Below are 25,478 nucleotides of genomic sequence, written 5' to 3' on the forward strand. Positions count from 1 at the left end.
GGTGGGCTGGTGGGGTCAACCATTAAAGGCTCTGCCAGCCCACCGTGTGATGGCCAGTTTTCTCAGCCAGTCTAATTCATTTTAGGAGGAGTAAATGAAAAAAATATCGGTACTCTGGATATTAGCCAGCCTGCTCTTAATCAGCATATTGCTGATTTCATCCTGCGGTGGTAAACCTGAACCCGCTCCGGCTCCCGCTCCAGCTCCGGCTCCTACAACAACCTCGCCATCAGGGCCAACCCCTACCCCACACACATTGGAAGGCCGCGACAATTGTCTCATGTGCCATGAAACGGGAGTAGGAGATGCTTCAGCAATACCGGAAGACCACGCTGGACGTACTATTGACCTTTGTCTAACCTGCCATGAAGCAGCAGGGTAATCTCAATTTGAATACAACTTTCTCGGCATTTACAATATATATTAGGTAAATATCCGCAGACTCGCCTGAGTCGCCGGGTGGAGTGGATGATGCTACGAAATAAGAAATTCCTTATCAGTGGGCTTTTGATACTTATTGCCGTAAGCTATCTCGCCTATACTGGTTTTGAAAGTTCGGCCATTTATTATTACACGGTCAGCGAACTCACAGAGCAAGATGAATCCGTTCGTAATACTAACGTTCGCGTAAATGGGCAGGTTGATGTTAACTCTGTGGAACACAATTCGACCGGCAGTTCTGCATTAGAGTTCATAATTACAGAAGGTGGGGAAAGCTTTCCTGTCATTTACCAAGGGATAGTCCCTGATACCTTCGGCGCGGGACGTGAAATCGTAATTGAAGGTTACCTTGATTCAGAGGGAGTATTCCAGGCAGATACAATTTTGACCAAATGTCCTTCCAAATACGAGCCTGGGGATTAGAGCACTTCAATGGATAGCAATTCATGGCAGTAACCGGCTATGTCCTTCTATGGGGGGCATTATTAGCCTCTGTCTATTCGGCTATTGCGTATCAGATTGGAACAAGAAAGAAATTATCCAGACTTGTTGTAAGTGCCAATGATGGCCTTGTAGCCGCATTTTTGTTTATTTCGGCATCGGTAGCGGTTTTACTGTTTGCCATTCTCACCCACAATTTCCAGATTGAGTATGTTGCTTCATACACCAGCCGTGATACTTCTTTTTTCTATCTTTTGAGCGGGCTCTGGGCTGGTAACGCCGGCTCTCTGCTGTTCTGGGCATGGCTCATTTCCCTCTTCGCGACAATTTTTCTACTTCGCAAGAAAGATATAAACGAAGAACTGTTACCCCATGCCTCTTCTGTCATAATGCTTGTTCAGGCGTTCTTCCTTATCCTGCTATTAGCAGTGTCAAATCCATTTCGCACTCTCCAGGTGGCCCCTCCAGATGGAAGAGGACTTAACCCCATGCTGGAAAATATCGGCATGATATTACATCCTCCTGCTCTATTAGCGGGATATGTCGGCTTTACAATTCCGTTTGCTCTGGTTATCGCCGCTTTATTAACCAGGCAGTTCAGTGGGACCTGGTTGTCAGAAGCAAGAAAATGGGCATTATTATCCTGGCTCTTATTGGGGGTAGGAAATATCATAGGTGCCTGGTGGGCATATGTTGAGCTGGGCTGGGGCGGTTATTGGGCCTGGGACCCCGTTGAAAATGCCGGATTAATGCCATGGCTAACAGCGACCGCTTTTCTCCATTCCAATGTAATGCAGAGCAGAAAAGGCGTAATGAAAACCTGGAATCTGTCATTAATAGTATTGACTTTCCTTCTGGCCATTTTCGGCACCTTCCTTACCAGAAGTGGAGTCCTTTCTTCTGTTCATACCTTTGGCGAATCCCGTCTGGGTCCTTTCTTTTTAGTTTTTCTGGGCATCGCCTTTCTCATTTCATTCGGATTAATTTACTACTATAAAGATGAGCTTAAAGCCAGAATGCAGACCCAGTCTTTCGTTTCCAAGGAATTTGCGTTTCAGTTGGCTACCTGGCTTCTTGTTGGCGCGACGCTGATAATACTCGTTGGCACCATATTCCCGGCCCTGTCCGAAGCTGTAAGAGGCGTTAAAATAGTGGTCGAAGAGTCCTTCTTCAACCGTGTAAATGGGCCTATTTTCCTGGTTCTGGTGCTCCTTGCCGGCATTTGCATAGCCATCAGCTGGCGTCAGGATTCAGCCCTTAACCTGCTCCGGAGATTCTTCTGGCCTTTCCTGGCTACCGTGCTTTTTGTCGTGATACTTATTGCAGCCATCGACGTGATATGGTACGTTACCATATTCCTATCACTGTGCTTCTTAACTTTCCTGATTATCCTGAAAGAATGGGGCCGTGAAGTAAGGGCCCGACACAGGTCAAGTTCGGAGAACTATGCCAGAGCATTCTGGAAACTACTTCAGGGAAATCGCCCTCACTTCGGTGCATACATCGTTCACCTTTCCATCGCCTTCATAGCCGCCGGTGTTATTGGCTCATCATTCCTCGCGATGGAAAAGGAAATCGAGCTTCAACAGGGAGAATCAATAACAATCAAAAACTATACTTTGACCTATGAGGATTTAGCCTACTCCGAAACTGCCAGCAAACAGATAGTAACCGCCACTATTTCGGCTCAACATAATCAAAATTTCATTGGAGTATTGAAACCGGAAAAATACTTCCACCGAAACTATGAGCAGCCGGTAACAGAAGTGGCAATTCGTTCCAGCCCTCTTGAAGACCTTTACGTTATACTGGCCGGCTGGGACACAAATGGTACAGCGGCCTTTAAAGTGCTGGTCAATCCTATGGTTATCTGGATATGGGTTGGAGGTGGTCTGTTAGCTTTGGGAGGAGTAGTCGCCTATTGGCCAACAAGGAAACGGCAAAGAATGACGACAAGAACCGGCGTTGTGTCAGAACCAGAACGTGATATTGAAACAGAAATAGAAAAGAAGGTTCTTGAACTGAGACGAAAACGCAGCTTTTTATGCCCGAATTGTGGAGGAAAATATCAGGAGAATAGTCGTTTCTGTTCTCAATGTGGTGCCAAGCTGAGAGGTGATTAAGACATTGCTCAGACACTTAATTTTATTAGTAGTGATGTTCTCACTGCTTCTATCACCCGCATCAGTATCCGCAGCGGAAACCGGTACAGGCACGATAGAAGGTCAGATAATAAACGGCACGGAAAATGGTGGCAGTGTTGATAGTCAAGAAGTAATCCTGACAACTTATCTCGGTGATGAAGAGATGGAGACGGAATCCACAACCACTGATAGCGATGGCTTCTTTCGCTTTTCAGAGATATCAACGGAGCCCGGTCTCAGTAACGATGTAGAAATTCATTACCAAGAAGTTGAATACAGAAGTGAGCGTCTTGTCTTTGATGATGATAATCTTATTAAGTCCATCGTACTTACTGTCTATGATGCTACCGAGAATCCTGAAGCCATTCAGATAGAACTGGCACACATTATAATCTACGTGGAGCCCGATATTTTACACGTGGAAGAGTACTTATTATTTATCAATGAATCCGACAAAGCTTACGTTGGTACGACAAGTTCCAATGATGAAAGCATCCGGGAATCATTAAAATTCTCTCTTCCTAAAGGTGCCTCTGAACTAGAAGTAAGCCATGGGCTCATGGACTGCTGTATTATCATTACTGAAAACGGCATAGTCGATAGTATGCCAGTCTTGCCCGGACCGAAAGAAATAGTATATTCATATCATATTTACCCTAACTCAAAGAAATATGTATTTTCAGAAGGCGTTAACTATCCTATAAAAAATCTGACTCTCCTGATCCAGGGAGATAATATTGATATTTCCAGTGAGCAGCTATTTGCTGGCGAGCCGTTATCTATCGAAAGCGCCACTTTCAACCATCTAACCGGTAATAATATCGCCCAGGGAGAACAGGTATCTGTTCAGCTATCTGACCTTCCAATTACACGTAATTCCGCAGATATAGTATGGCTCGCGTTAATCCTGGCGATACTTTGCGGAGGTTTCCTCTTTGTTTTTATCCTGCGGCGGAGGAAATTAGTACTCGAAGTGCCGCTCGAGAGCAAAGAGAAAGCGTACCAGGAAGTTTTAACGGAACTGGCCCAACTGGACAACGATTTCGAAGATGGTAAAATAGATAAAGAGGCCTATCTCCGGTTGCGAGCCGAGAAGAAATCGCAGTTACTGCAATCGGCAAAGAGTATTAAAGGAAACGCTGGCAATCAGTAATGGCAAGCCGTGAGTCCAGTTCCTCGAATTGGGCAGTTGAAATACAGGGTCTTACCAAATCCTTTGGTCCCCGGACCGCTTTAAGAGGAATAGACCTTCGTATAACGGCAGGAAATTCCGTTGCCATCTTCGGGCCCAACGGTGCCGGAAAGACTACGTTAATCAAAATACTGGCCACCATTCTCAAACCTTCCTCGGGTAAAATCCGGTTGGGTGGCCGAGATATTCAAAAAAATACCGAGGAAATCAGACGTCTTGTTGGCGTAATCACACATCAGACATTCCTGTACAGTAACCTGACGGCATACGAAAATCTGGACTTTTACAGTCGGATGTTTGATGTACCCCACCGCAGGGAACGCATTCACGAGGTGCTGAATATAGTGGGAATACCATCCCGCATTCATGATCGCGTGGGCACCTTGTCCCGCGGAACGCAGCAAAGAATTTCCATAGCACGCTTACTGCTGTCCAAGCCAAGGATAATCCTGCTGGACGAGCCGGAAACGGGACTGGACCAGCAGGCCACGGCATTGCTCTGGAATGCTCTTCGCCTGGAGGGAGAGGAGCAATATACTATTATCCATACCACGCATAATCTGGCGCGGGGATTTGAAACCTGCGACCGCATGCTCATACTGGCCAGAGGGGAGATTGTCTTTGACCGGGAAAGAAGCTCCATGGATTTAACAGACCTGACGCAGGCATACCAGCACTTTATTGAGGTCACATCATGATGTTCTGGGGGAAGGTCCTGGCCATCGTTCGGAAAGACACCATTTCGGAGTTACGCACGAAAGAGGTAGTCGCTTCTGTACTGGTTTTCACCATACTGATGATAGTTATATTCAACTTCGCTTGCAGCGCTAACTATGAACTGGTAAAGAGCATGGCCCCGGGCATTTTATGGGCTACTTTCACCTTCGCCGGAGTGCTGAGCCTCAATCGCGCCTTTATCGCCGAGAAAGAACAGGGCTGCCTTGAAGGATTGATGGTCTGTCCCATCAGTCGAGATGTTATATATGTTGGCAAGATGGTAACCAGTCTTCTCTTTATGCTTATCATTGAGATGGTTACCCTTCCCATATTTACCCTTCTGTTCAATGTAAATGTTATTTCGCTGCAGCTGATTGCCATTGTCATACTGGCCACGGTTGGTTTTGTAGCTGTGGGAACCCTGTTTTCGGCCATTGCCATAAATACAAGGGCAAGGGAGCTGGTGCTGCCAATTCTATTTCTGCCGGTAGTTGTACCCGTCGTCATCAGTGCCGTGAAAGCATCAGGATTGGCTATTGCTGGTGAACCATGGAGCCAATTGTACTCGTGGTTATTGATACTGTTATCCTTTGATGTTATCTTTATTACGCTCTCTTATTTGATTTTTAACCACGTTATTGAAGAATAGAGGAGTCATACCATGAATAGAAAGCGTAACACAGTAAGGAATATATTTCTGGGCATAAGCTCAATTTTAATGATTCTCACGTTGTATATGATATTTCTTTATGTACCCGTTGAGAAAGAAATGGGGATTGTCCAGAAGATATTCTATCTTATGGTTCCCATGGGGTGGTTAGCCCTGCTTTCCTTTTTGATAGTATTCATCGGCAGCATTCTTTATCTGATTAACAAGGATTCCAAGTGGGATGTACTGGCTCACTCCTCCGCAAGCATCGGCATTCTGTTTACCGCCCTAGCTCTGTTAATTGGTGCCATCTGGGCAAAACCGGTCTGGGGAGTCTGGTGGACATGGGAAGCGCGCTTAACCGCCACGCTGGTTCTATTTATGCTTTATGTAGCCTATTTCATGGTGCGTTCGTTTACGGCCGACGAAGCACGAGGTGCCACTTTCGCAGCTGTTATCGGAATTGTAGGTTTTATTGATATACCTATAATTGCTCTGGCGACCACTCTCTGGAGAGGAATGCATCCAGGAGGGATTATTTTTGCGGGTGGATTGGCTCCTTCCATGCTATTAACTCTCATTACCAGTTTAATTGCTTTCACATTTTTCTATTCTCTTCTCTTGATGCAACAGATTTCCTTGAAAAATAATGAGAACCGGCTGAAGAAGTTACAACAGTACCTCAATTAGCTTATAATTGTGATAGGAGAAGAAATAATTATGGAGAATATGGGTTATTTATTTGCCGCCTTTCTCATTGTATGGATAGGGATTATCGGTTACTTATTCGTTATATTTAATAGGCAAAAGAAAATATCCCGAGAGATTGAAACGCTCGAAAAGTCTTTAAAAGAGAAGGGCATTAAGCAGTAGAAACAGCTTCAGTGTTTCCAGTCACTTTATTCAGTTAAAGCAATTGCATTTTAGGCCACATTTAGAGTAACGGTAAACAAATCGATGGAGCGAAATAATGAGATTTATTAGCCGCCTTACTCTAATAAAAAAGACTGTTATTTTCACAATATTGGGTCTGTTACTTGGCATCGCGCTGTTCAGCTTCCTGGGGCTGGGTGCCGTTAACGAAGCCACTGAGAATATGCTCGAGGACCGTGTAACCACGGCCAGCCTCGTAGCTGATTATCTGGATGAGACACTGGAAATCATCAAGAATGAAATAGAACATACAGCAGAACTGATAGAAGTCAACGGGTTCAATGGCGACTCGATTAAACACGTAGAGGACCTCAGCGATTTATTTTCCCGGCTGTCTGTTTATGCCCACAGTATCCATTTTATAGATGATACCGGTGACGTTATATGGAGTCGGCCCGGTGGTGGAAACACGGATGGTTTCCACGTCTCCATGTATCCGTCTATTATTGAAGCTTTCCAAACAGGAGATATAGTCGTTTCAGGTCTCGTTCTATCGCCGGATACCGAAATCCCGGTCGTCCTCATTACAGCACCCGTCGATGGAGGCCATCAGAGCCTAAGGAGAGCACTGATTGTTGCCATCGATATAGCCAAGTCAAGCATCGGCGGTTTTATACAACCAATCAGACTCGGACAGACAGGCTATACCGAAGTCGTTGACCAGAATGGAATTGTAGTGGTTAGAACTGACCCGGGACCTACTCTGGCTCCGTTTGAGAAAAGCGACCACAGTGGTCATTTCGCTGAACTTATTGCAGCCGGAAAGCCAACCCGCGGATTATGTCACACCTGTCATGAACCGATTCAAAAGGTGGAAAGAAGAGACGTACTGGCCTTCGTTCCTGTCTCGGCAGCCAAATGGGGAGTCATCATCCGCCAATCTGAGGAAGAGGCATTGTTCCCCGTATACGAGTTACGTCGGAACTTGTTTCTTTCCGGCGCCGGGCTCGTCATAGTTATATTATTATCCGTTGTACTGGTGACGCACGGTGTAACCAATCGACTCAGGTCTCTGTCAATTGCTTCGCAGCATATCGCCGACGGCGACCTGGGTACCCCTATCCAGATGACAGGGAAAGATGAAGTAAGCGATTTAGCCCAAACATTTGATAATATGCGAGCAAAACTAAAGCTTTCACACGACGACTTGGAGCAAAGAACCAAGGAATTATCTTCGCTGCTTTCCGTGTCTGAAATTCTGACAACACTTTCTGACTTATCAAATATAGGCACAGCGGTAACCAACGCTTTAAACAAGACGCTGGAGATACTTAAACGTAATAGTTGGAGCATTCTTTTATGGGATGAAGAAAAACAAATGCTGTGTTACTGGAAGGATAGTAAACCAGTTGAGGATAAAGACAAGCAAGATTGCTGCCGCCTGGGTGAAGGCATCTCGGGAAGAGCTGCTGAACTTAACCGTACCGTTGTCCTGAAAGACATCTCCAGAGATGCGCGTGTTTCTGTCGCCGACTTAAGTCTTGGAAAAGGTGTGCGGGCATTTGCCAGCACTCCATTGTGTTCGAAAGATAAGCTTCTGGGGGTTTTGAATATCGCGAGCAGCGATACTCGTAAATTCTCCCGTGAAGATGTTCATTTCCTGGAAGGGGTAGCCAGACAGGTTGCCATAGCTTTAGAAAATGCCAGGCTGCACCAGGAAGTGCAATACAAAGAAGAGGTTCGTGGCGAGCTCTTGAATGAGCTGTTTTCCATTCAGGAGGAGGAGCGAAAGAGAATAGCTCAAGAGCTTCACGACGAGACGAGTCAGGTCCTGGCCAGCCTGAATGCCAGGTTGGAAGCAGCCTCAAAGTTGTTACCAACCGGCGCTACAGAGGTTAAGGACCTAATACGCAAGGCTCAGTCACAGTCAATCACGTTGATTGAGGATATCCACAAATTAATCTATGAGCTTCGCCCAACCCTGCTCGATGACCTGGGCCTTGTTGCCGCAACGAGATGGCTGCTGGAGGACACTCTGGAAGCTACAGGAATAAATGCTAATTTCCAATCCGCCGGAAGGAAAAAACGACTGTCTCCTCCCATAGAAACAGCACTCTTCAGGGTTACTCAGGAGGCTATCTCCAATATCATAAAACATTCCGAATCCAAGAATGTTTTCGTAATTATAACTTTCAAAAGAAACTCGATTGTGGTTTCCATCCGCGATGATGGCAAAGGATTCAATGTTGCAGATGCGCTGGCGGCAAAAGACAGGCCACGCGGGTTGGGGTTGCTGGGCATGAGAGAGAGAGTGGAACGTTTTCAGGGTAAGTTTGCCGTGAAATCTGGTCACGGCAGAGGTACGGAAGTATATATCGATATACCTACGAACACAGGAGATGATAATGAGAAAGATTAAAATATTACTGGTAGATGACCACGCCATAATGCGAGATGGTATAAAGGCTTTGCTGAGCATTTATGATGACATAGAAGTGGTAGGCGAAGCTTCCGAGGGAAAAGAAGCATTAGAAATGACACGGGAATTGAACCCGGATGTAGTAGTAATGGACATATCCATGCCGGGGATGGACGGCCTGGAGGTAACCCATCGCTTGACCAAGAGAAACCCGAAGGTGAAGGTGATCATTCTCACGCAGCACGATAACAAGGAGTATATCTTGTCGACGATAAAGGTGGGGGCTGCGGGTTACATACCGAAGAAAGCGCTGGGGTCAGACCTGGTATCTGCGATACGCGCGGTATGCAGTGGAGATTCCTTTCTGTATCCTTCTGCGGCCAGGACATTGATTGATGATTATCGGAAGCAGGCGGAACAGCCTGATATATATGAGAGTCTAACTGAGAGGGAGAGGGAGATACTCAAACTTATTGCCGAGGGACGCACCAGCCGGGAAATTGCGGAAGCTCTTTATATCAGTCAGAAGACGGTGCAGGGCCACCGCACCAAGATAATGGAAAAGCTGGATTTGCACAACCGGACTGAGCTTATCAAGTACGCTATGCGCAAAGGTCTGGTCGATATTGATACATAGGGTGCATAAATCTCAAAGTCATTGCTTACAATACAGTTAAATACTTGCCAGCACACTAGTGATGTTTACACAGTGAATGGGATATAATAGCGAAAGCAGGAAGCCGGAGGTATTTGCGACCTGGAGCTTGGCCGAAGAGATTTCTCTCTTATTACTCTGCTTCCTGCTTGCGCTTAAGTAGCCTTAATTCTATACCGTTCCATTGAATACTCGCAATAGCATTTATACCTAGATTTTAAGCGAAAGAATCCTGTATTTAGTTAAGATTCGCTCCCTTTTCGTTATCATTGGAAACCGGCACGGTATCCGTGCTGTGTAAAAAGTCAGCGATTTCAAGAAGACCATCAGGCTAGTCATATAATCCTTTATGTCTATGTGTAAATACCTGTTTTCCGCTGCGTTTGGACTTTTATTATGGTTCAGTAAAGTCGAACTTGATAAGCTGCAAACAGGTTTTTACAGGCAGTGCTATTTTCGGTATTATATATAGTTAAGCCTCGTATTTATCTCAAAGGCTAAAAAATAAGGAGCGTTTATGAACGAAGTCGAGTCAATTGAAAGCAGGCACCCGACCCTTGACACTATCAAATTCGAAGTTATCCGGAACCTGATGCACGCCTTCGTAGAGGAGATGGCTGCCGCCCTGGCAAGATCAGCATACTCTACAAACATCAAAACGCGCCGCGACCATTCATGTACCTTCTTTGACGCTAAAGGAAAGATGGTAGACCAGGCTTCTGACCAGCCTTCTCACCTCGGTGCTCTGGTTTTTTCTGTTCCAGCAGTGCTGAAGGAGTATGGTGTAGAGAACCTTGAGCCTGGGGACGGGATACTGGTCAACGATGCGCACCGCGGACTGGTTCATTTGAACGATGTATGCCTTATTTCCCCTGTCCATTACCAGGGGGAAGTCTTCGGCTACGTGGCCAACGCTGCCCATCACGTTGATATCGGAGGGAGAGCACCGGGAAGTATAGCTATGACAACGGACATCTTTCAGGAAGGTATAATCGTGCCGGGGGTAAAGTTTGTAAAGCGCGGTGAAATCGACAAGGACATGCTGAAATGGTTCACCGCGAATGTGCGTGGTAAGAAAGAGTCCGCAGGTGACCTCAGGGCCCAGGTGGCATCAAACAAGCTCGGCATACGAAGGATAGCGGAGATACTGGATAAGTATGGTGTGGATGTGGTGAACACGGCGATAGAGCAGCTCCATGAATACACTGAGCGCAGAGTCCGCCACGAATTCCAAAAGTTTCCTGATGGAGTGTTTGAGGGCGATGCGTATGTTGATGACGACGGTATAACTGATGAGCCGGTATGTATCAAGGCTAAAGTAGTCATCAAAAAGGGAGATGTGACCGTCGACCTGACAGGCTCGGACCCTCAGCACAGGGGGCCAATGAACTGCACCTTTGCCATGACCTATTCCGCTGCAATGTACCCCATCCGGGCCCTTCTTCCCTCCGACCTGCCCATGAACGACGGCTTCTACAGGATGATTAAGGTTATCGCGCCCAAAGGCACCGTAGTGGACTGTAATTATCCCAGCGCGGTGGTAGGGGGGTGGGAGGTCGCGCAGAAGACCGTCGAAGCGGTCCTCAGGGCCCTCTCAAAAGCCATGCCCGACCGGGTCCCCGCCGAAACCAAAAAGACCATCCTTCACATAGCCTTCGGTGGGGTTGACCCTCGAAGCAAGGAGTATTATGTGTTTCTGGAGACCTGTGGGGGCGGTTTTGGAGGCAGGCCAACCAAGGATGGAGTCGACGCAGTCCAGGTAGCCCTTCAAAATGCAGAGAACTCGCCCATTGAGGAGCTTGAAGTCGGGTATCCTGTCCTTATATTGAGATATGAGTTGCTCCCCGATTCTGAGGGTGCCGGCAAGTTCAGGGGAGGCCTGGGCTTAAGAAGAGACTACCGGTTCCGGGACCACGAAGCTAACGTCACCATACTTGCCGATACCGCCAAGTTTCCCGCCCGGGGCATATTTGGAGGCCGGGACGGCAGAGTAGCCAGATACCTCCTGAACCCTGAAGGTGAGAACTTCAAGGATGTCGGCTCCAAATCGACCTTCTACACCAGCCCTACCGATATCGTCAGTATGCAAACTCCTGGAGGAGGCGGCTACGGAGACCCGTTTGAAAGAGACCCTGAAGCCGTGCTTGACGATGTAAGATGTGAGAAGGTTTCGCTGGACAGGGCTCGCGAGGTATACGGGGTTGTTATAAATCCAGAGAACTGGACGGTGGATATACAGGAGACATCCAAGTTAAGGAAGACGGGATGATAACAGGAGGCTCTAATAATGGCACAGTATAGGCTTGGTGTTGATATAGGCGGAACCTTTACCGATGCGGTTCTCGTGAATCTCGGGACGGGCGAGTTTCGAACCTCAAAGGTTTCAACCACGCCACAGGACCCTTCGATAGGCTTTCTGCACGCTATCGAAAGGCTGGTTTCTGAAGCCGTCATCAACCCGGAGGAGATAGCACAGATAGTTCATGCGACTACTGTCGCTACGAATGCCATTATTGAGAACAAGGTAGCCAAGAGCGCCTTCATCACCACGAAAGGTTTCAGGGATATTCTGGAAATCCAGAGGCAGATCAGGCCCTCTCTCTATGACCTCTTCTTCGACAAGCCGGCACCGCTTATCCCCAGATACTTATGCTATGAAGTGACCGAGAGAATGACGCCTGAGGGTGAGGTACTCCAGCCTTTGAATGAAGAGGAGGTCAGGCAGACCGTAAAGCAAATCAGGAAAACCGGTGTTGAAGCCATAGCGGTATGCTTCCTCCATTCATACATTAATCCTTCACATGAAAAGAGGACGGGCGAGATAATTCGAGAGGAGTTTCCTGAAGTTTATCTGACCCTCTCCTCGGAGATAAATCCTGAGTTTCGGGAGTATTTCCGGGCCAGCACCACGGTCATCAACGCGGCACTTATGCCGATAATCGCCAGATATGTGGACAATCTCCAGAAGGAAATCGCTGCGAGAGGCTTCAAATCAGGCCTCTACGTGATGCAGTCTGGAGGGGGCGTTATGACGGGTAACGTAGCCAGGGATAAGCCCGCTGCAATGGTCGAATCAGGTCCGGCGGCAGGGGTAATCGCAGCATCAGCTTTGGGGACCCTGCTCGGGTATTCAGAAGTGATATCCTTCGATATGGGCGGTACCACGGCTAAAGCCGGTCTTGTGGAGCGCGGCCGACCGAAGCTCGCGGCGAACTATGAGGTAGGAAGCGCAGCCATCACCCCCGATGCCCATGGCAGGAAGGGTTCGGGTTACCCGCTGCAAACTCCCGTCATCGACCTTGTTGAAATAGGCGCTGGAGGGGGGAGTATCGCCTGGATAGATACCGGTGGCACTTTGAGGGTGGGCCCTCGAAGCGCTGGCGCCGAACCCGGCCCAGCGTGCTACATGACCGGCGGTACCCTGCCTACGGTAACCGATGCCAATGTTGTCCTGGGCAGAATAGACCCTGACTACTTCCTTGGCGGAGAGATGAAGCTTGACAAGACGGCAGCTGAAAAAGCTCTCGAAGAGCACTGCGCCAAGGCCCTGGGCAAGGATGTGGTCACCACAGCTGCCGGTATAGTTGAGATAGCCAACGCTAACATGATTCGGGCCCTGAGGATTGTGTCGGTGGAAAGAGGCTACGACCCTCGTGAATATGTGTTGATAGCTTTCGGCGGGGCCGGGCCTATGCATGTCAACGATATTGTTAGAGAGCTTCAGATTCCAACGGTGATTGTTCCCCTGAACCCGGGTATAACTTCCGCGCAGGGTCTGCTTATGACCGACCTGAGGCACGATTACGTGATGACCTACATTTGTCGAGTGGATAGAATCGACCTCGATAAGGTGAACAGAATCTACAGCGACTTTGAAGCTCAGGGGAGAGGCCTGCTGATTCAGGAAGGTGTGAAGGAAGAGGATATGCTTTCCTCGAAGTTTATGGATATGAGATATGTCGGCCAGTCCTATGAACTGACGATACCGGTGCCGGGCAAAGAGATAACCGTGAATGATATGGCGGAGATAACTGCTCTGTTCCATAAGGAGCATGAGAGGGCTTACGGACACTGCGCACCTGAAGAGCCTGTGGAGATTGCTAACCTGAAGCTGTCCGCTACAGGGCTTATACCCAAACCCAAGCTCAGGGAGCTAAAGAGAGGAGAGGCGAGCCCTGAAGCGGCGCTATTGACCAGAAGAAAAGTATATTTTACTGAAATCGAGGGCTTTACCGAATGCTCTATCTACGATAGATACAGGCTGACGTGTGGCAACGTTATAAGGGGCCCGGCGATAGTGGAAGACAAAGACGCGACCACGGTAATCCATCCGGGCTACCAGGCTGAAGTCGATAGTTACGGAAACCTGATACTGACCCTTATCTAAAGAGAGACCGCGAAGTTTTCCGCGGTACCGTCACAAAGGGCAGTGATGATGATTTGAGAAACCTTACGACTTGTACCAATGGAAAAAAAATTGAAATGGGGCATTTAACGTATTGACAATAAACGTAAAATGCTATATTTTTGTTAGAACGGACTGGTTTCATAATTGAGCCAGATAATGAAGACCTACTGGAAAGCCACTGTATTCAACGCTACTCTGTACCACACACCGACCACGCTGACTGAATGTCATCTCCCTGAGACGAGATAACCAATATTAAATATAAAGGGGGTGAGAGCTTTCAACAATGAAGGTTTCTATTCAGCCACAATCTTTTAAGGAGGAGAGAATGAAAAGGAGACAGATATTAGCTTTGGTTCTGGTGGTAGCATTGATGAGCGGTTTAATTGCCGCCAGTTGTGCTGCCCCAGCACCGGCACCGGCACCAACACCAGCACCAGCTCCAGCGCCTGCCCCAGCACCAGCTCCAGCGCCTGCGCCAGCACCAGCTCCAGCACCGGCACCAGCTCCCTCCCCAGCCCCAGTACCAGCACAACCCGCCAAAGTGGTTAAATGGGTGCAGGTAGCTCAGTGGAGCGACCCCATGCACAACATGAAATGGCTTTACAAGCGCAACGAAATGCTTGAGGCAGCCAGCAACGGTCGCTTTATCATTGAGTCTCACCCGACTGGCGCCATTATGCACGGCGACGAGGCCTTTGATGCCACCCACGACGGCACCATTGACGCGCTTAACTCCACCATGCACACCTGGATTGGCAAAATATCCGCCTCTCCGCTGTTCGCCGCCCGTCCAATGGGATTTACCTCCACGCAAATGGTGGCCTGGCTTGAGCACGCTGGCGGGCTTGACTACATGTACGAGGTGCTTGAGCCCTTCAACTTCGGCTACACGGGCTATACCTATGTCACCACCCCGGAAGATTTCTGCTGGTCCAATGTTGATATGAGCACGCTGGAAGCCTGGAAAGGGGTGAAATTCCGCTGCAAGGGGTTCTGGGCCGATGTTCTATCTGACCCCAGGGTTGGCGCCTCGGTGACCACCATCGCCGGTGCCGAGCTTTATGCGGCGCAGGAGAAGGGCATCCTGGACGCCTTTTAGTATTCCAATGCGGCCACCGATATCGCCCTTGGCTTCTACGAAATCTCTAAGTACCTCATGGTTCCCGGGATACATCAGCCATCAACGGTAACCTGGGAGGCGGTCAATGCCGATTCGTGGGCGAAACTGCCCGATGACCTCAAGGTAATCTACGATGCGGTCAACCACGCCATCGCTCCGATGGCATACACCGACCTGGTGATTGAAGACGCCAAGGCGTTCGAGTTCTTCGCCAGTTACCCGGGCCTGGAGATTATTGTCCTCCCGGATAAACTGCAGCAGCAATTCTACGAGATAGCCGATGACCTGTACGCGAAGGAGCGCGCCGCAGACCCGTTCTTCGACAAGGTGTACGCGAGCCAGGAGGAGTTCAAGAAAACGTGGAAGCTCTTTGAACAGTACCAGTCGCCCAAAATGTAGCTAGATTATGCTCGGACACTCACCCCCGCCCAAAGCCATCTCGTAGGGGGTGGGGGTGGGTGTAGATATAAGAGGAAAAGTGCTTTATGGCTGTTCTGGAACGCATATTAAACGGAATTGACTTTATCTGCACATGGGCGGGGAAACTCACCGCTTTCCTGGTGATATTTCTCATATTAGCTGTCGTTTGCGAAGTTGTCTTACGGTATGGATTTAATTCGCCAACGATATGGGCATGGGAGGTAGAGATGCAGCTGGGCGGCACCATGTTTATTATGGGGTTTGCCTGGGTGCTCATCCAGAAGGCCCATGTCAGGGTGGACCTGTTCTACCAGCGCTTTTCACCCCGTGGTAAGGCGATACTTGATGTCGTCCTCACTTTGCTCCTGGTCTTCCCACTGTGGCTTTGGGTCATGCCACCAATGATTGAGTGGGTCCAGCAGTCATGGGCCATCCACGAGCGTAGCTCAGTCAGCGCCTGGAGAAACATTATGTATCCCTTCAAGACGGTGACGCCGGTAGCCTTTTCTCTGCTGTTACTGGCACTGTTTACCACATTTATTCGCGACGTAAGAACTATCGTCAGGGGGCAGTGATGCTAGACATAGAAATAAGCCCGATGATGGTCACCATCCTGATGCTGGGCATACTGGCAATAGGCATATTTTCCGGCTTCCCCCTGGCCTTTATACTGGCCGGAGTGGGCTTCGTTTTCGGCCTCCTCTTCATGGGAGAAGGCCGGATTTACGGTATGGCTATCGCCCAAACCTATAAGACGATGACCAACTATGTTATTCTGGCGGTTCCCCTGTTCGTCTTTATGGGCACAATGCTGGGGCATTCCGGAGTTGCCGAAAAACTCTTCGGCACCATGCACCTTATCATGGGAGGACTCAGGGGCGGCCTGGCCATAGCCACTATCTTTGTGGCCACCATTTTTGCCGCCTGCACCGGCATCATCGGCGCCTCGGTGGTCACCATGGGGATAATTGCTCTGCCCCCCATGCTTCAACGGGGTTATAGCAAGTCCCTGGCCTGCGGTACCGTCTGCGCCGGCGGCACCCTGGGTATCCTCATACCCCCCAGCATTATGATAGTCATCTATGGGCCTATGGCTGAGATTTCCGTGGGCAAGCTATTTGCCGGGGCCTTTGTCCCCGGTTTTATCCTTTCGGCGCTGTATATGACCTATATTGTCATCAGGTGCTGGTTCAGGCCCCAAGATGGCCCCCCCTTGCCGGTGGAGGAGCGACGGGCCGTGCCCACCAGCCAGAAAATTTTGCGGATGTTATTCCAGATGGTTCCCCCGATTCTCCTCATCCTGGGAGTGCTGGGCACCATCTTCGCCGGGATAGCCACCCCCACCGAGGCCGCCGGTGTCGGCGCTTTTATCGCCACCGCCCTGGCCATTATGTACCGCCGATTCAACTGGCCGGTTCTCAAGAGCACGACGTATGAAACTATGAGGATAACCGGCTTCATAATGCTGCTGGTTATAGGGGCGAGTATCTATACCAGCGTTTTCACCTACCTGGGGGGTGGCAAGTTTGCCACCCAGGTTCTGGCGGCGGTGCCCGGAGGCAAGTGGGCTTCTTTCGCCGTGATGATGTTCATAGTATTCATCCTGGGCATGTTAATCGAATGGATTGGCTCAATATTTATCGTCGTTCCACTGTTCACGCCGGTGGCCGCGTCCCTTGGCTTTGACCCCCTCTGGTTTGCCATCGCCGTCTGCGTCTGCTACCAGACCGGTTTCTTAAGCCCGCCCAATGCTCACGCTATCTTCTACCTCAAAGGCGTGGCTCCGCCAGAGGTAAGGGTTGAAGATATCATCAGAGGTGTCTGGCCATATATTTGCCTGATTCTGGTGGGGCTAGCTATAATCACCATCTGGCCACAGGTGGTCCTGTGGCTTCCCGGCATTATTGTCGGGTGAGTTCAGGGTCTTAGTGGCGGGGTTGACCATAGTCGTTATCTTCCCAGAGTTGGTCTTGTGGCTCCCCAGCATTATTACCGGAATCAGATGAGTCCAGAATTTCAAAAGGAGGATTATGAATGAAAATCGACGCCGAACTGTGCATTGCCTGCGAAGAATGCGTTCCATATTGCCCTATGCTCGCCATCAGCATGAAAGACGATGTCGCCGTCATCGACCAGGATGAATGCGTGGAGTGCGGCATCTGCCTCAGGTCAGGGTCCTGCTCTGTCGATGCCTTTATCGATGAGCCGGCCACCTGGCCACGACAAATACGCGCCGAGTTCTCCAATCCAACGGTGCCTCACCGGTCCACAGGTTTGGCAGGAAGAGGGACGGAGGAGGTAAAGACCAACGAGGTCACCGGCCGTCTCAAGCCGGGATGGCTTGCCTTCGCCATAGAATTTGGCCGACCGGTAACCGGCGCCCGCTTTCGCGACGTTGATATGGTGGCGCAGGCGCTGGCCAAGGTGGGGATTACATTCGAGCCAGCCAACCCGGTGACCGCACTTATGGAAGACACCAAGACGGGTAAAATCAGGGAAGATGTGCTGAATGAAAAGGCGCTCTCAGCCATAATTGAGTGCGTGTTTCCGAGAGAAAAGGGCCCGGCGGTACTTAAGGCCTTCCAGGAAGCTGTCAAGAAAATCGACACCGTTTGCAGCGTGGACCTGGCCGACCTCGTCGAACCCGATGAATCGGTACCAGCGGAGAAGATGCTCAATGAACTGGGCATACCTTATCGCATCAACGGGAAGACCAACGTCGGTCTCGGGCGTCCCAAGTTTAAAGGAGGTAATTGATGACGCACACATTACATCGCAGCGGCACCAGGGAAAGCCTCGGCGGAGATTTCGTATTTCTTTTTATGCCCGCATTCGGCATAAACAATATTGATTCCGGTCCAAAGCTCAGGAAATTCCTGGAGATCGCCCAGCACCATAACCCGGTGAACATGGGTGACGCCTTTTATGGGAACCAGTTTGCCAAGGGACTCGATAACGTTATGAATAATATTAAAAAAGATGGCGCTGTAGTGCACGCCGTGTTCGACAATGAGGAAGATGCGGCGCATATGCTGAAGGATGTCAAGGAAGCTGACCTGGGGCCATCGCTGGTGGTCAGCGGCATTTTCGACCGCGTACAGGGGTTGTGCCAGAAGAACGGCATCCATCGCCACGCCGCCACCTACTCACTGGGGATATGGGGCAAAACGGAGAACTTGCCTCCCGACGATGTCCTTGATATCATCACCATGTGCGGTCACGGTATGATATCGGCGGCCCGAATAAATTCTGTGGCCGATGATGTCAGAGCGGGCAGAAAGAGCGCGGAAGACGCCGCCAAAGAGCTGGCCAAGCAGTGCGATTGCGGCGTATTCAATCCCGCCCGAGCGGCCAAGTTGCTGGCGGCTATGGCCAAGTAAGTAGCGGGAAGATAAGATACCTTATCATATGCTATCAAGGGAGGTGCTATGGCACAGAGCAATGTCAAAGTGATTGCCGGGGAATCATTGCAGGAATTCACCAGGGAAGTACTAATACGGGCAGGTATGCCGCCGGAGGATGCCGCCACCGAGGCCGAGGTTATTGTCTGGGCCAATCTTCGCGGGGTGGACTCACACGGGGTCCAGCTTCTGCCCTGGTACGTTGAAGCCGTGGACATCGGCCACATGAAAGTGAAGCCAAACATACAGATTGTCAAAGAGACCCCGGCCGCACTCTCCATCGAGGCCGACCACGCCTTCGGTGCCGTGGTTACGGTCTTCGCCATGAAGAAAGCCATGGAAAAGGCCAGGAATTTGGGCATCGGCTGGGCGTTTATTCGCCGGACAAACCACCAGGGAGCTATTGGATACTACCCGCTGATGGCGGCGAAGAACGATATGGCCGGCCTTACCTGGGTCTGCGGCAATACAAGTATGACGCCCTTCGGCTCCAAATTCCCCGGCCTGGCCAATAATCCCATTGCTATTTCGGTACCTGGAAAACGCCACCGCCCGCTTGTTCTCGACATGGCAACGAGCGTTGCCGCCGGGGCAAAATTGCTCGTTGCCAAGGACAAAGGCACTTCCATACCGGAGGGCTGGGCGCTGGACGAAGAAGGTAATCCCACCACTGACCCCTGGAAAGCCAGGATTCTGCTGCCCATCGGCGGTCCGAAAGGTTCCGGGCTGTCACTCATGCTGGAATGCCTGGGCAGCCTCATCGTCGATTTCCCCAAGGTCGAGCCGGTTGTTCTGGGTAAAGAACCACCTTTTGGCATGGGAAGCATGATCGGCAATCCAGACCGCATCCGCCAGCATATCCAGAACAGTGTGGTCGTCGCCATAGATATCGGCACCTTCACAGATGTGGACCGTTACAAAGAACACATCGACAATATGATCGACGGCCTTAAATCTCTGCCCAAAGCCGAGGGATTCGATGAAATATTCGTCCCCGGCGAACCGGAGTGGAGAACCTATGAAGAGCGCACCAAGAACGGCGTTCCCCTTCCGGAAAAGACCGCCGACAATCTACGTAAAGTCGGTGAGCGGTTTGGCATCAAGCTGCCGCTAACTTGAAAATCAGCGGGATAGCGAATACACTGGTATGGGCTAGGGCAGCACCACCGATATCACTGCTGCCTGGATTCATACCATAGTATGGATTAAAGAAGAAGGAGGCTTATATGGCACTGAACGTTACGCTCAACTTCAAAAAGGAACTGCAGAAAGGCAAGATTGTCCTCGGGCAGACCATCGGGCCGAGGAATGACCCGGACAAAACGGTAAAGGCGCTCAAGGATTTCGGCTTCGATTTCATCATGATGGAAACCGAGCACAGCCTGGTAAACAAGGAAACCATCTTTGAGTATATTCGCGTCTCGCGTGAGCTGGAGATGCCCATTCTGATGAGGCCTGAGGATAAAGACGGCCACTTCCGGAGCTACATGGATGCCGGCATCAACGGGCTTATGGTCCCTGGAGTGAACACCGTCGAGGAGACGATATACGCCATAAACCAGTGTTACTTCCCGCCCATCGGTCACCGCGGCTCGGGGGTCGGCATGAGCCCGTATTTAATGGATTCTCAGAACCTAGCAGAGATGCTGTTTTCGGATATCTGCGAATACGTGAACGACAACATCGCGCTTTTCCCCATGACGGAAAGCTTGGAATGCATAAGCAACCTGCACCGCATATTGGCTCTTGATGGTGTTACCGGCACCATTGTGGGCACCAACGACCTGGTGCTTGATATTTACGGAACTCCACCCAAAATGCTGCGCCCCGAGACGGCAAGCGCGCCGATAGTAGAGGACAGACTGCGGGAGATTGCCCGTATCTGTAAAAAAGCAGGCAAGGTGGCGGGTATCGGCGGTTTTGCCCCCAAGGGGCTGGCCAAATGGGCCAAGGAAGGCTTCCAGCTCTTCATGCTGGGCTACGTTATCGACAACAACTACGAAAAGCTCAAAACAGCTATCACAGAGATGAAGTCGCTGCTTTGACTTTAGTAGAAGACTAGGAGGCAAGGGATTATGGAAAAGTCGCCCTTGCCTCCTTTCTCTTGATTAAAATTACTTAATACGATAAACGCGTTTGACGTTTTCCGCCAGAACCTTCTGCTTTTCCTCATCGGTCAGGGGCAGGCGCATAATCTGTTCTATCTGCGGTTGCGGCGCCAGCGCCGGGAAATCAGTGCCAAAGAGTATTCTATCCATGCCGATTTTGCGGAAGATTCGCGGCACATCCGCCTCAGCCAGACCCCTGTGTGGACTGTAAGGGATGCGGTCCGGTGCTGAGAAGCCCTGAGAGGTATCAAAATAGATATTGGGGTACTTCTGCGCCAGTTCCACCCTCTCGTCCCACCAGGCGGACCCGAGATGAGCCATGACGATGTTGAGGCGCGGGAAAGCTTCGGCCACCTTGGACCAGTTCTTCGGTTCGCCATATTGAATAGCCGCTTGCTGTGCCACCATTGCCACCGGAGAAGGATATTCCGCCAGGATATGCGGCGTCGGCCAAGCTCCTGAGTCGGCCAGTACCGGGAGTCCCAGCTCCTGGCATTTCTCATATGCCGGGAACATTACCTCATCGTCCGGGAAAAAAGCGAACATGCCGGGATGGAGTTTGATTCCCTTCGCCCCCTGACTTGCCCTCAGTTCCACCTCCTTTACTATGCCCTCGGCACCCCCAAGCTCCGGCGAAATGCAGCTGAAAGGCAGCAATTGCGGAAAACGTTTGCCGACCTCGCAGCCCCATTCATTGATTTCGCGCATTTTGGGCGCTACCTGTTCGCCAATCTTCTTCTCTTCCTCCCGTCGTTGCTTTTCCGGCAGCGAAGCGAGCTTCACTTTCTCAACGAGAGGGCCACGGTATTGTCGCGGAATCAGCGTCATGAAGGCCATCTTCGAGATGCCCTCCCGCTCCATATACTCGATGGCTTTCTCCGGCGAACCATACCGGTCACAATCCCTGCGCCCCGGAAAAAGCCAGTAATTGCTCTCCTCCTCCAGGGTTCTCGCCAGGTGAATATGAGCGTCAATGATTTCGAATTCGGCCATGCGTTCCTCCTTGTTTGTTAAAAATAAAGATGTTCTTCGGACACTTTAGGCAGTCGTGTCTATTTTGTCAAGGATTTCCTTCGCTGTGCAATTCAAAGGGTATGATGCAAAACCCGGTACAGGTTATTTTATTTGTCAGACAAGATGATTTGTTATAAGATATTTGTTAACATATTTCATTGTCTTGAAGCACAGAGAAAAGCCGGGGTTGATTAACCAGAAAGGAGAAAACAAATGTCCCGAGAACAGTTACTTGCCGAAGTTACCAAGAAATACGAGGATACCTATCGAAAAAGAACGCAGAAATCAAGCGAAACACTGGAAAAGGCACGTCGATATATGCCAGGAGGTGATACCCGCACCTCAATCTGGTTCGACCCCTATCCCTTCTGGATAGACAAAGCGGAAGGCTGCCGATTTACCGACGTTGACGGTAACGAATATATTGACTTCCACAACTGTTACACCACAATGATCCTGGGGCATGCCAATCCGAAGGTGGTGGCGGCAGTGAGGGAACAGGCAGCTAAGGGCACCGCCTTTGGCGCGCTCATTCCCGCCGTGGTGCGCTGGTCTGAACTCGTCTGCAATATGGTCGATTCCGTAGACAAGGTACGGTTTGGCAACTCAGGGACGGAAGCGGTGATGATGGCCATACGCCTGGCCAGAGGCCTCAGCGGCAAAGACCTGCTGCTGAAAACGGATGGCTGCTACCACGGCAGCTACGACCCCGTGGTCTTCCCCTCCGACGCCACAGGCCTATCGAAAGGTAACCGGGCAGAATCCATCATCGTTCCCTACAATGACAAGGAGGCTGCGGAGAAAGCCATTGTGGAGAACAAAGACAGGCTGGCGGCGGTCATCGTCGAAGGGGCGATGGGTGCAGCCGGCATGATTCCACCCCGCGATGGCTACCTGGAGCTCCTGCGCAAGGTGACCGAGGATAATGGCGTCATGTTCATCCTCGATGAGGTTATCAGCCTGAGGCTGGCCTGGGGAGGCACTCAGAGCATTTATAAAATAAAGCCCGACCTTACCACCATGGCCAAAATCATCGGCGGCGGCTATCCGGTTGGTGCCATCGGCGGACGTGAAGACCTGATGCAGATGTTCTCTCCCGAGATAAGAAAGGTCTATCACGCCGGCACACTGAATGCCAACCCCATCACCGCCACTGCCGGCCTTGCTACAATGGAGCAGCTCAATGCCGATGTCATCAACTATATCAACCAGCTTGGCGGATCTTTTGCCGATGGCGTCCGGGCTGTGTTCAAGCGACTTAATATCAAGGGGCAGGTGACCGGACTTGGCTCGCTACAGAACGTCCACTTCCACGACCAGCCAGTAATTAACGGCAAGTCAGCCAGGGAAACAAACAAAGACCTGCTGCATCTGTACTACCTAGCGATGCTGGAAAGGGGCTATTTCTCGGCGGCAAGAGGTTTATATGTTATGTCAACTCCTATGACTCAGCGGGAAATCGACACTGCGGTCAAGGCGGTTGACGATGTTATGACTGAACTCAAGCCAACGATTGAGGAACTGTGGCCCGAGCTCATCGGCCCCTCCCCTCAAGTTTAATTTAAAAATTATCGACTTCGAAATTTATAAACCTTTATGCTAGCCTAAAAATACTGGCTGAGTGCACAGCTGGCAAGCCGGGTGCGGACACCTTAATAGCTGACTAGCTTTGTATCAAACGCTTTCCATCTAATACGGTCTTCACGGCCATTACTGCTTATCAAGAATTGATACTTCTGAGCCTCTAAATAAATTCTAAAAATATGTCCTGCCAATTGTCACAGGTATTGACAAATGGGCATATCGAATGTTATACTCTCACGTACTACACAACGTGAAACCTTCTATTATGTAAGTGGTCAATATGGAAGAACTCTCAGAGAGACTGAAGGTACTGCGCAAGAAGAAGGGCTGGACACAGGAGGATACGGCACGGGAGATAAACGTTAGCCTTTCCACTGTGCAACGCTGGGAGAAAAAAGGCGGCGAGCCAACCAGGCTGGCTCGCCGCGAGCTTCAGAAGATATTCCGCCGAGAAGGCATACATCCCAATTCATAAGGGCCAATTGTGGTTTCGACAGCCGTCAAATCACAAGCCAGGCGGCAATTCCACGCCATATTTTTCGGAAATAGCCTTTAGGTTGCGGATGGTTCCCTCAGGTAAAGGAATTCCACTTCGAGAACGCTCGATAAAGGCTCTTTCCTCCGGTTCACCGGGAACAAATATCTCGCTGAAACCCTCTGCCTTGGGCAGTGCTTTTATGCCATCGATAAGGTTGTCGATATGCTCCTTATAGCTTTCCAGGTCGGTAAACGTGCTGATGTCTATTGCCGCGACCACACTATTCTGAATATGTTTGGGTAAATAACTCAGTCGCTCACCTATGGCCTGGTCTTTCTTGCCTTCTGCGGGCGGCCCGATTTCACGTCCGAATAGCGCCGGCTCCAGCACCGGGTTCCCCGCCATAACGCTGGAAAGACACTCGAACATCATCGCCAGACCCGAGCCCTTGGGACCACCGAAGGGCAACAGGGCGCCGACATTTCTGGGGTCGGTGGTGGGATTACCCTCCTTGTCCAGTGCCCAGCCCTCCGGTATAGGCATATTTTTATCCACGGCAAGCCAGAGCTTCCCACCCGCGACCACGCTGGTCGCCATGTCCAGATTGAGCGGGCGATGCCGCTTTGCCGGCACAGAAATGGCAATCGGGCTGTTGTGCACACCGGCAACTTTAGCACCGAATGGCGCCATGTTCGGTGGGTTGCAGACAATCACAATTCCCGCCATCCCCTTCTCCGCCATCATCTGCGAATAATATCCCAGGGCACCCTGATGAGTCAGGTTGCGTATCAGCGCCCAGCCAATACCCACTTGCTTCGCCTTTTCCACCACCATATTCACCACCTTGATGGTGACCACCGGGCCAAGGGCACGGTCAGCATCAAGCAGTATTGTTGCCGGAGTCTCTTTAATAACCTGTATATTGGGCTTTGGATTCATCACGCCCTTTTCTACGTTATCCAGATACCAGGGAATGCGCAGCACCCCATGGGAATCAACGGCGCGCAGGTTGGCCCATATCAGCGCTCCCGCCTCGGCTTCAGCGCCTTCCGGCGGCATACCGGCCCTGGTGAATACCTCCTTGGCGAACTCCTTCAGAGGTTCCCAGGCCACTAACTTCATTTCGCTCTCTGCCATAATACCTCCTTGAACTATTGTGCAAAGTACGATTGATTTTATGATGCTGGGTCTCGGCAAGTCAAGCCAATTTGCCATCAACCACGTTTACCGTTAGAATGGTGATGCCTGATTTGCCCCTGTAGCTCAGGTGGATAGAGCAGCGGTTTCCTAATCTGTTGCCCACTCTAACAAACAATGCTTTCACGTACCAATTAGGACGTTTGTGTAAATTGAGAAAATGCTGGTTTGTGTCTAGAATACCAACTTGTGTTAACCCGTTTTATTCAGTCTA

The 25,478-nt window shown here is 50.3% G+C and carries 24 protein-coding genes; 22 read left to right on the top strand and 2 right to left on the bottom strand.

Annotation, left to right across the window (positions count from 1 at the left end; genetic code table 11):
• Positions 1-94: 94 nt before the first annotated feature.
• The 20 genes from KKD83_02020 (at position 95) to KKD83_02115 (ending at position 20,928) form a co-directional block, all read left to right on the top strand.
• On the top strand, positions 95-382 hold the full coding sequence (locus KKD83_02020) for a hypothetical protein (GenBank protein MBU2534927.1): 288 nt from the start codon (positions 95-97) through the stop codon (positions 380-382).
• Between the two features lie 86 nt (positions 383-468).
• Complete coding sequence (locus tag KKD83_02025; protein ID MBU2534928.1) at positions 469-864, top strand: cytochrome c maturation protein CcmE; 396 nt, start codon at positions 469-471, stop codon at positions 862-864.
• 23 nt (positions 865-887) lie between these two features.
• Positions 888-3,005: a cytochrome c biogenesis protein CcsA gene (ccsA, locus tag KKD83_02030; protein ID MBU2534929.1), complete on the top strand. Its 2,118-nt coding sequence runs from the start codon at positions 888-890 to the stop codon at positions 3,003-3,005.
• 34 nt (positions 3,006-3,039) lie between these two features.
• Positions 3,040-4,179 carry a DUF2207 domain-containing protein gene (locus tag KKD83_02035; GenBank protein ID MBU2534930.1) on the top strand — a complete coding sequence of 380 codons (1,140 nt, stop codon included), beginning with the start codon at positions 3,040-3,042 and terminating at the stop codon, positions 4,177-4,179.
• Entirely contained in the window at positions 4,179-4,916 is a 738-nt protein-coding gene (gene ccmA, locus KKD83_02040; GenBank protein ID MBU2534931.1) for a heme ABC exporter ATP-binding protein CcmA, read from the top strand. The genes KKD83_02035 and ccmA overlap by 1 nt, the downstream gene beginning before the upstream one ends.
• Positions 4,913-5,584 (top strand): heme exporter protein CcmB, encoded by a 672-nt coding sequence (locus tag KKD83_02045; protein ID MBU2534932.1) that lies wholly within the window; start codon positions 4,913-4,915, stop codon positions 5,582-5,584. Before ccmA ends, KKD83_02045 begins: the two co-directional genes overlap by 4 nt.
• Positions 5,585-5,596: 12 nt before the next feature.
• On the top strand, positions 5,597-6,274 hold the full coding sequence (ccsA, locus tag KKD83_02050; protein MBU2534933.1) for a cytochrome c biogenesis protein CcsA: 678 nt from the start codon (positions 5,597-5,599) through the stop codon (positions 6,272-6,274).
• Between the two features lie 30 nt (positions 6,275-6,304).
• Positions 6,305-6,457, top strand: a complete 153-nt coding sequence (locus KKD83_02055) for a CcmD family protein (GenBank protein MBU2534934.1) — start codon at positions 6,305-6,307, stop codon at positions 6,455-6,457.
• A gap of 97 nt (positions 6,458-6,554) precedes the next feature.
• Positions 6,555-8,876 (top strand): GAF domain-containing protein, encoded by a 2,322-nt coding sequence (locus KKD83_02060; GenBank protein ID MBU2534935.1) that lies wholly within the window; start codon positions 6,555-6,557, stop codon positions 8,874-8,876.
• The gene (locus tag KKD83_02065) at positions 8,863-9,513 is read left to right on the top strand and encodes a response regulator transcription factor (GenBank protein ID MBU2534936.1); all 651 of its coding nucleotides are present in this window, start codon (positions 8,863-8,865) and stop codon (positions 9,511-9,513) included. The genes KKD83_02060 and KKD83_02065 overlap by 14 nt, the downstream gene beginning before the upstream one ends.
• Before the next feature lie 535 nt (positions 9,514-10,048).
• Positions 10,049-11,800 (top strand): hydantoinase B/oxoprolinase family protein, encoded by a 1,752-nt coding sequence (locus KKD83_02070; GenBank protein ID MBU2534937.1) that lies wholly within the window; start codon positions 10,049-10,051, stop codon positions 11,798-11,800.
• 18 nt (positions 11,801-11,818) lie between these two features.
• Positions 11,819-13,918, top strand: coding sequence for a hydantoinase/oxoprolinase family protein (locus KKD83_02075; protein ID MBU2534938.1), 2,100 nt, complete (start codon positions 11,819-11,821; stop codon positions 13,916-13,918).
• Between the two features lie 349 nt (positions 13,919-14,267).
• The gene (locus tag KKD83_02080; GenBank protein ID MBU2534939.1) at positions 14,268-15,041 is read left to right on the top strand and encodes a hypothetical protein; all 774 of its coding nucleotides are present in this window, start codon (positions 14,268-14,270) and stop codon (positions 15,039-15,041) included.
• A gap of 57 nt (positions 15,042-15,098) precedes the next feature.
• A complete protein-coding gene (locus KKD83_02085; GenBank protein ID MBU2534940.1) occupies positions 15,099-15,461 on the top strand; it encodes a hypothetical protein in 363 nt (120 codons plus the stop codon).
• Positions 15,462-15,547: 86 nt separating this feature from the next.
• Positions 15,548-16,057: a TRAP transporter small permease subunit gene (locus tag KKD83_02090; protein ID MBU2534941.1), complete on the top strand. Its 510-nt coding sequence runs from the start codon at positions 15,548-15,550 to the stop codon at positions 16,055-16,057.
• Positions 16,057-17,397: a TRAP transporter large permease subunit gene (locus KKD83_02095; GenBank protein MBU2534942.1), complete on the top strand. Its 1,341-nt coding sequence runs from the start codon at positions 16,057-16,059 to the stop codon at positions 17,395-17,397. Before KKD83_02090 ends, KKD83_02095 begins: the two co-directional genes overlap by 1 nt.
• Positions 17,398-17,516: 119 nt before the next feature.
• Positions 17,517-18,239: a 4Fe-4S binding protein gene (locus KKD83_02100; GenBank protein ID MBU2534943.1), complete on the top strand. Its 723-nt coding sequence runs from the start codon at positions 17,517-17,519 to the stop codon at positions 18,237-18,239.
• Positions 18,239-18,862 (top strand): hypothetical protein, encoded by a 624-nt coding sequence (locus KKD83_02105; GenBank protein ID MBU2534944.1) that lies wholly within the window; start codon positions 18,239-18,241, stop codon positions 18,860-18,862. The genes KKD83_02100 and KKD83_02105 overlap by 1 nt, the downstream gene beginning before the upstream one ends.
• A gap of 48 nt (positions 18,863-18,910) precedes the next feature.
• Entirely contained in the window at positions 18,911-20,002 is a 1,092-nt protein-coding gene (locus tag KKD83_02110) for an Ldh family oxidoreductase (protein MBU2534945.1), read from the top strand.
• 107 nt (positions 20,003-20,109) lie between these two features.
• Positions 20,110-20,928, top strand: coding sequence for a hypothetical protein (locus KKD83_02115; GenBank protein MBU2534946.1), 819 nt, complete (start codon positions 20,110-20,112; stop codon positions 20,926-20,928).
• A 69-nt stretch (positions 20,929-20,997) separates the two neighbouring features.
• Here KKD83_02115 and KKD83_02120 read toward each other — a convergent pair whose 3' ends face one another.
• Positions 20,998-21,984 carry an amidohydrolase family protein gene (locus KKD83_02120; GenBank protein ID MBU2534947.1) on the bottom strand — a complete coding sequence of 329 codons (987 nt, stop codon included), beginning with the start codon at positions 21,982-21,984 and terminating at the stop codon, positions 20,998-21,000.
• Between the two features lie 234 nt (positions 21,985-22,218).
• Here KKD83_02120 and KKD83_02125 point away from each other — a divergent pair, with 234 nt between their 5' ends.
• Together KKD83_02125 and KKD83_02130 are read left to right on the top strand one after the other, a co-directional pair.
• The gene (locus tag KKD83_02125; GenBank protein ID MBU2534948.1) at positions 22,219-23,565 is read left to right on the top strand and encodes an aspartate aminotransferase family protein; all 1,347 of its coding nucleotides are present in this window, start codon (positions 22,219-22,221) and stop codon (positions 23,563-23,565) included.
• A 304-nt stretch (positions 23,566-23,869) separates the two neighbouring features.
• Positions 23,870-24,064 (top strand): helix-turn-helix domain-containing protein, encoded by a 195-nt coding sequence (locus KKD83_02130; GenBank protein ID MBU2534949.1) that lies wholly within the window; start codon positions 23,870-23,872, stop codon positions 24,062-24,064.
• A gap of 30 nt (positions 24,065-24,094) precedes the next feature.
• Here the strand turns inward: KKD83_02130 and KKD83_02135 are convergent, their stop codons facing one another.
• On the bottom strand, positions 24,095-25,204 hold the full coding sequence (locus KKD83_02135; protein MBU2534950.1) for an Ldh family oxidoreductase: 1,110 nt from the start codon (positions 25,202-25,204) through the stop codon (positions 24,095-24,097).
• Positions 25,205-25,478: the final 274 nt, after the last annotated feature.

It is taken from the genome of Chloroflexota bacterium, from assembly GCA_018829775.1.
Lineage (GTDB): Bacteria > Chloroflexota > Dehalococcoidia > Dehalococcoidales > RBG-16-60-22 > E44-bin89.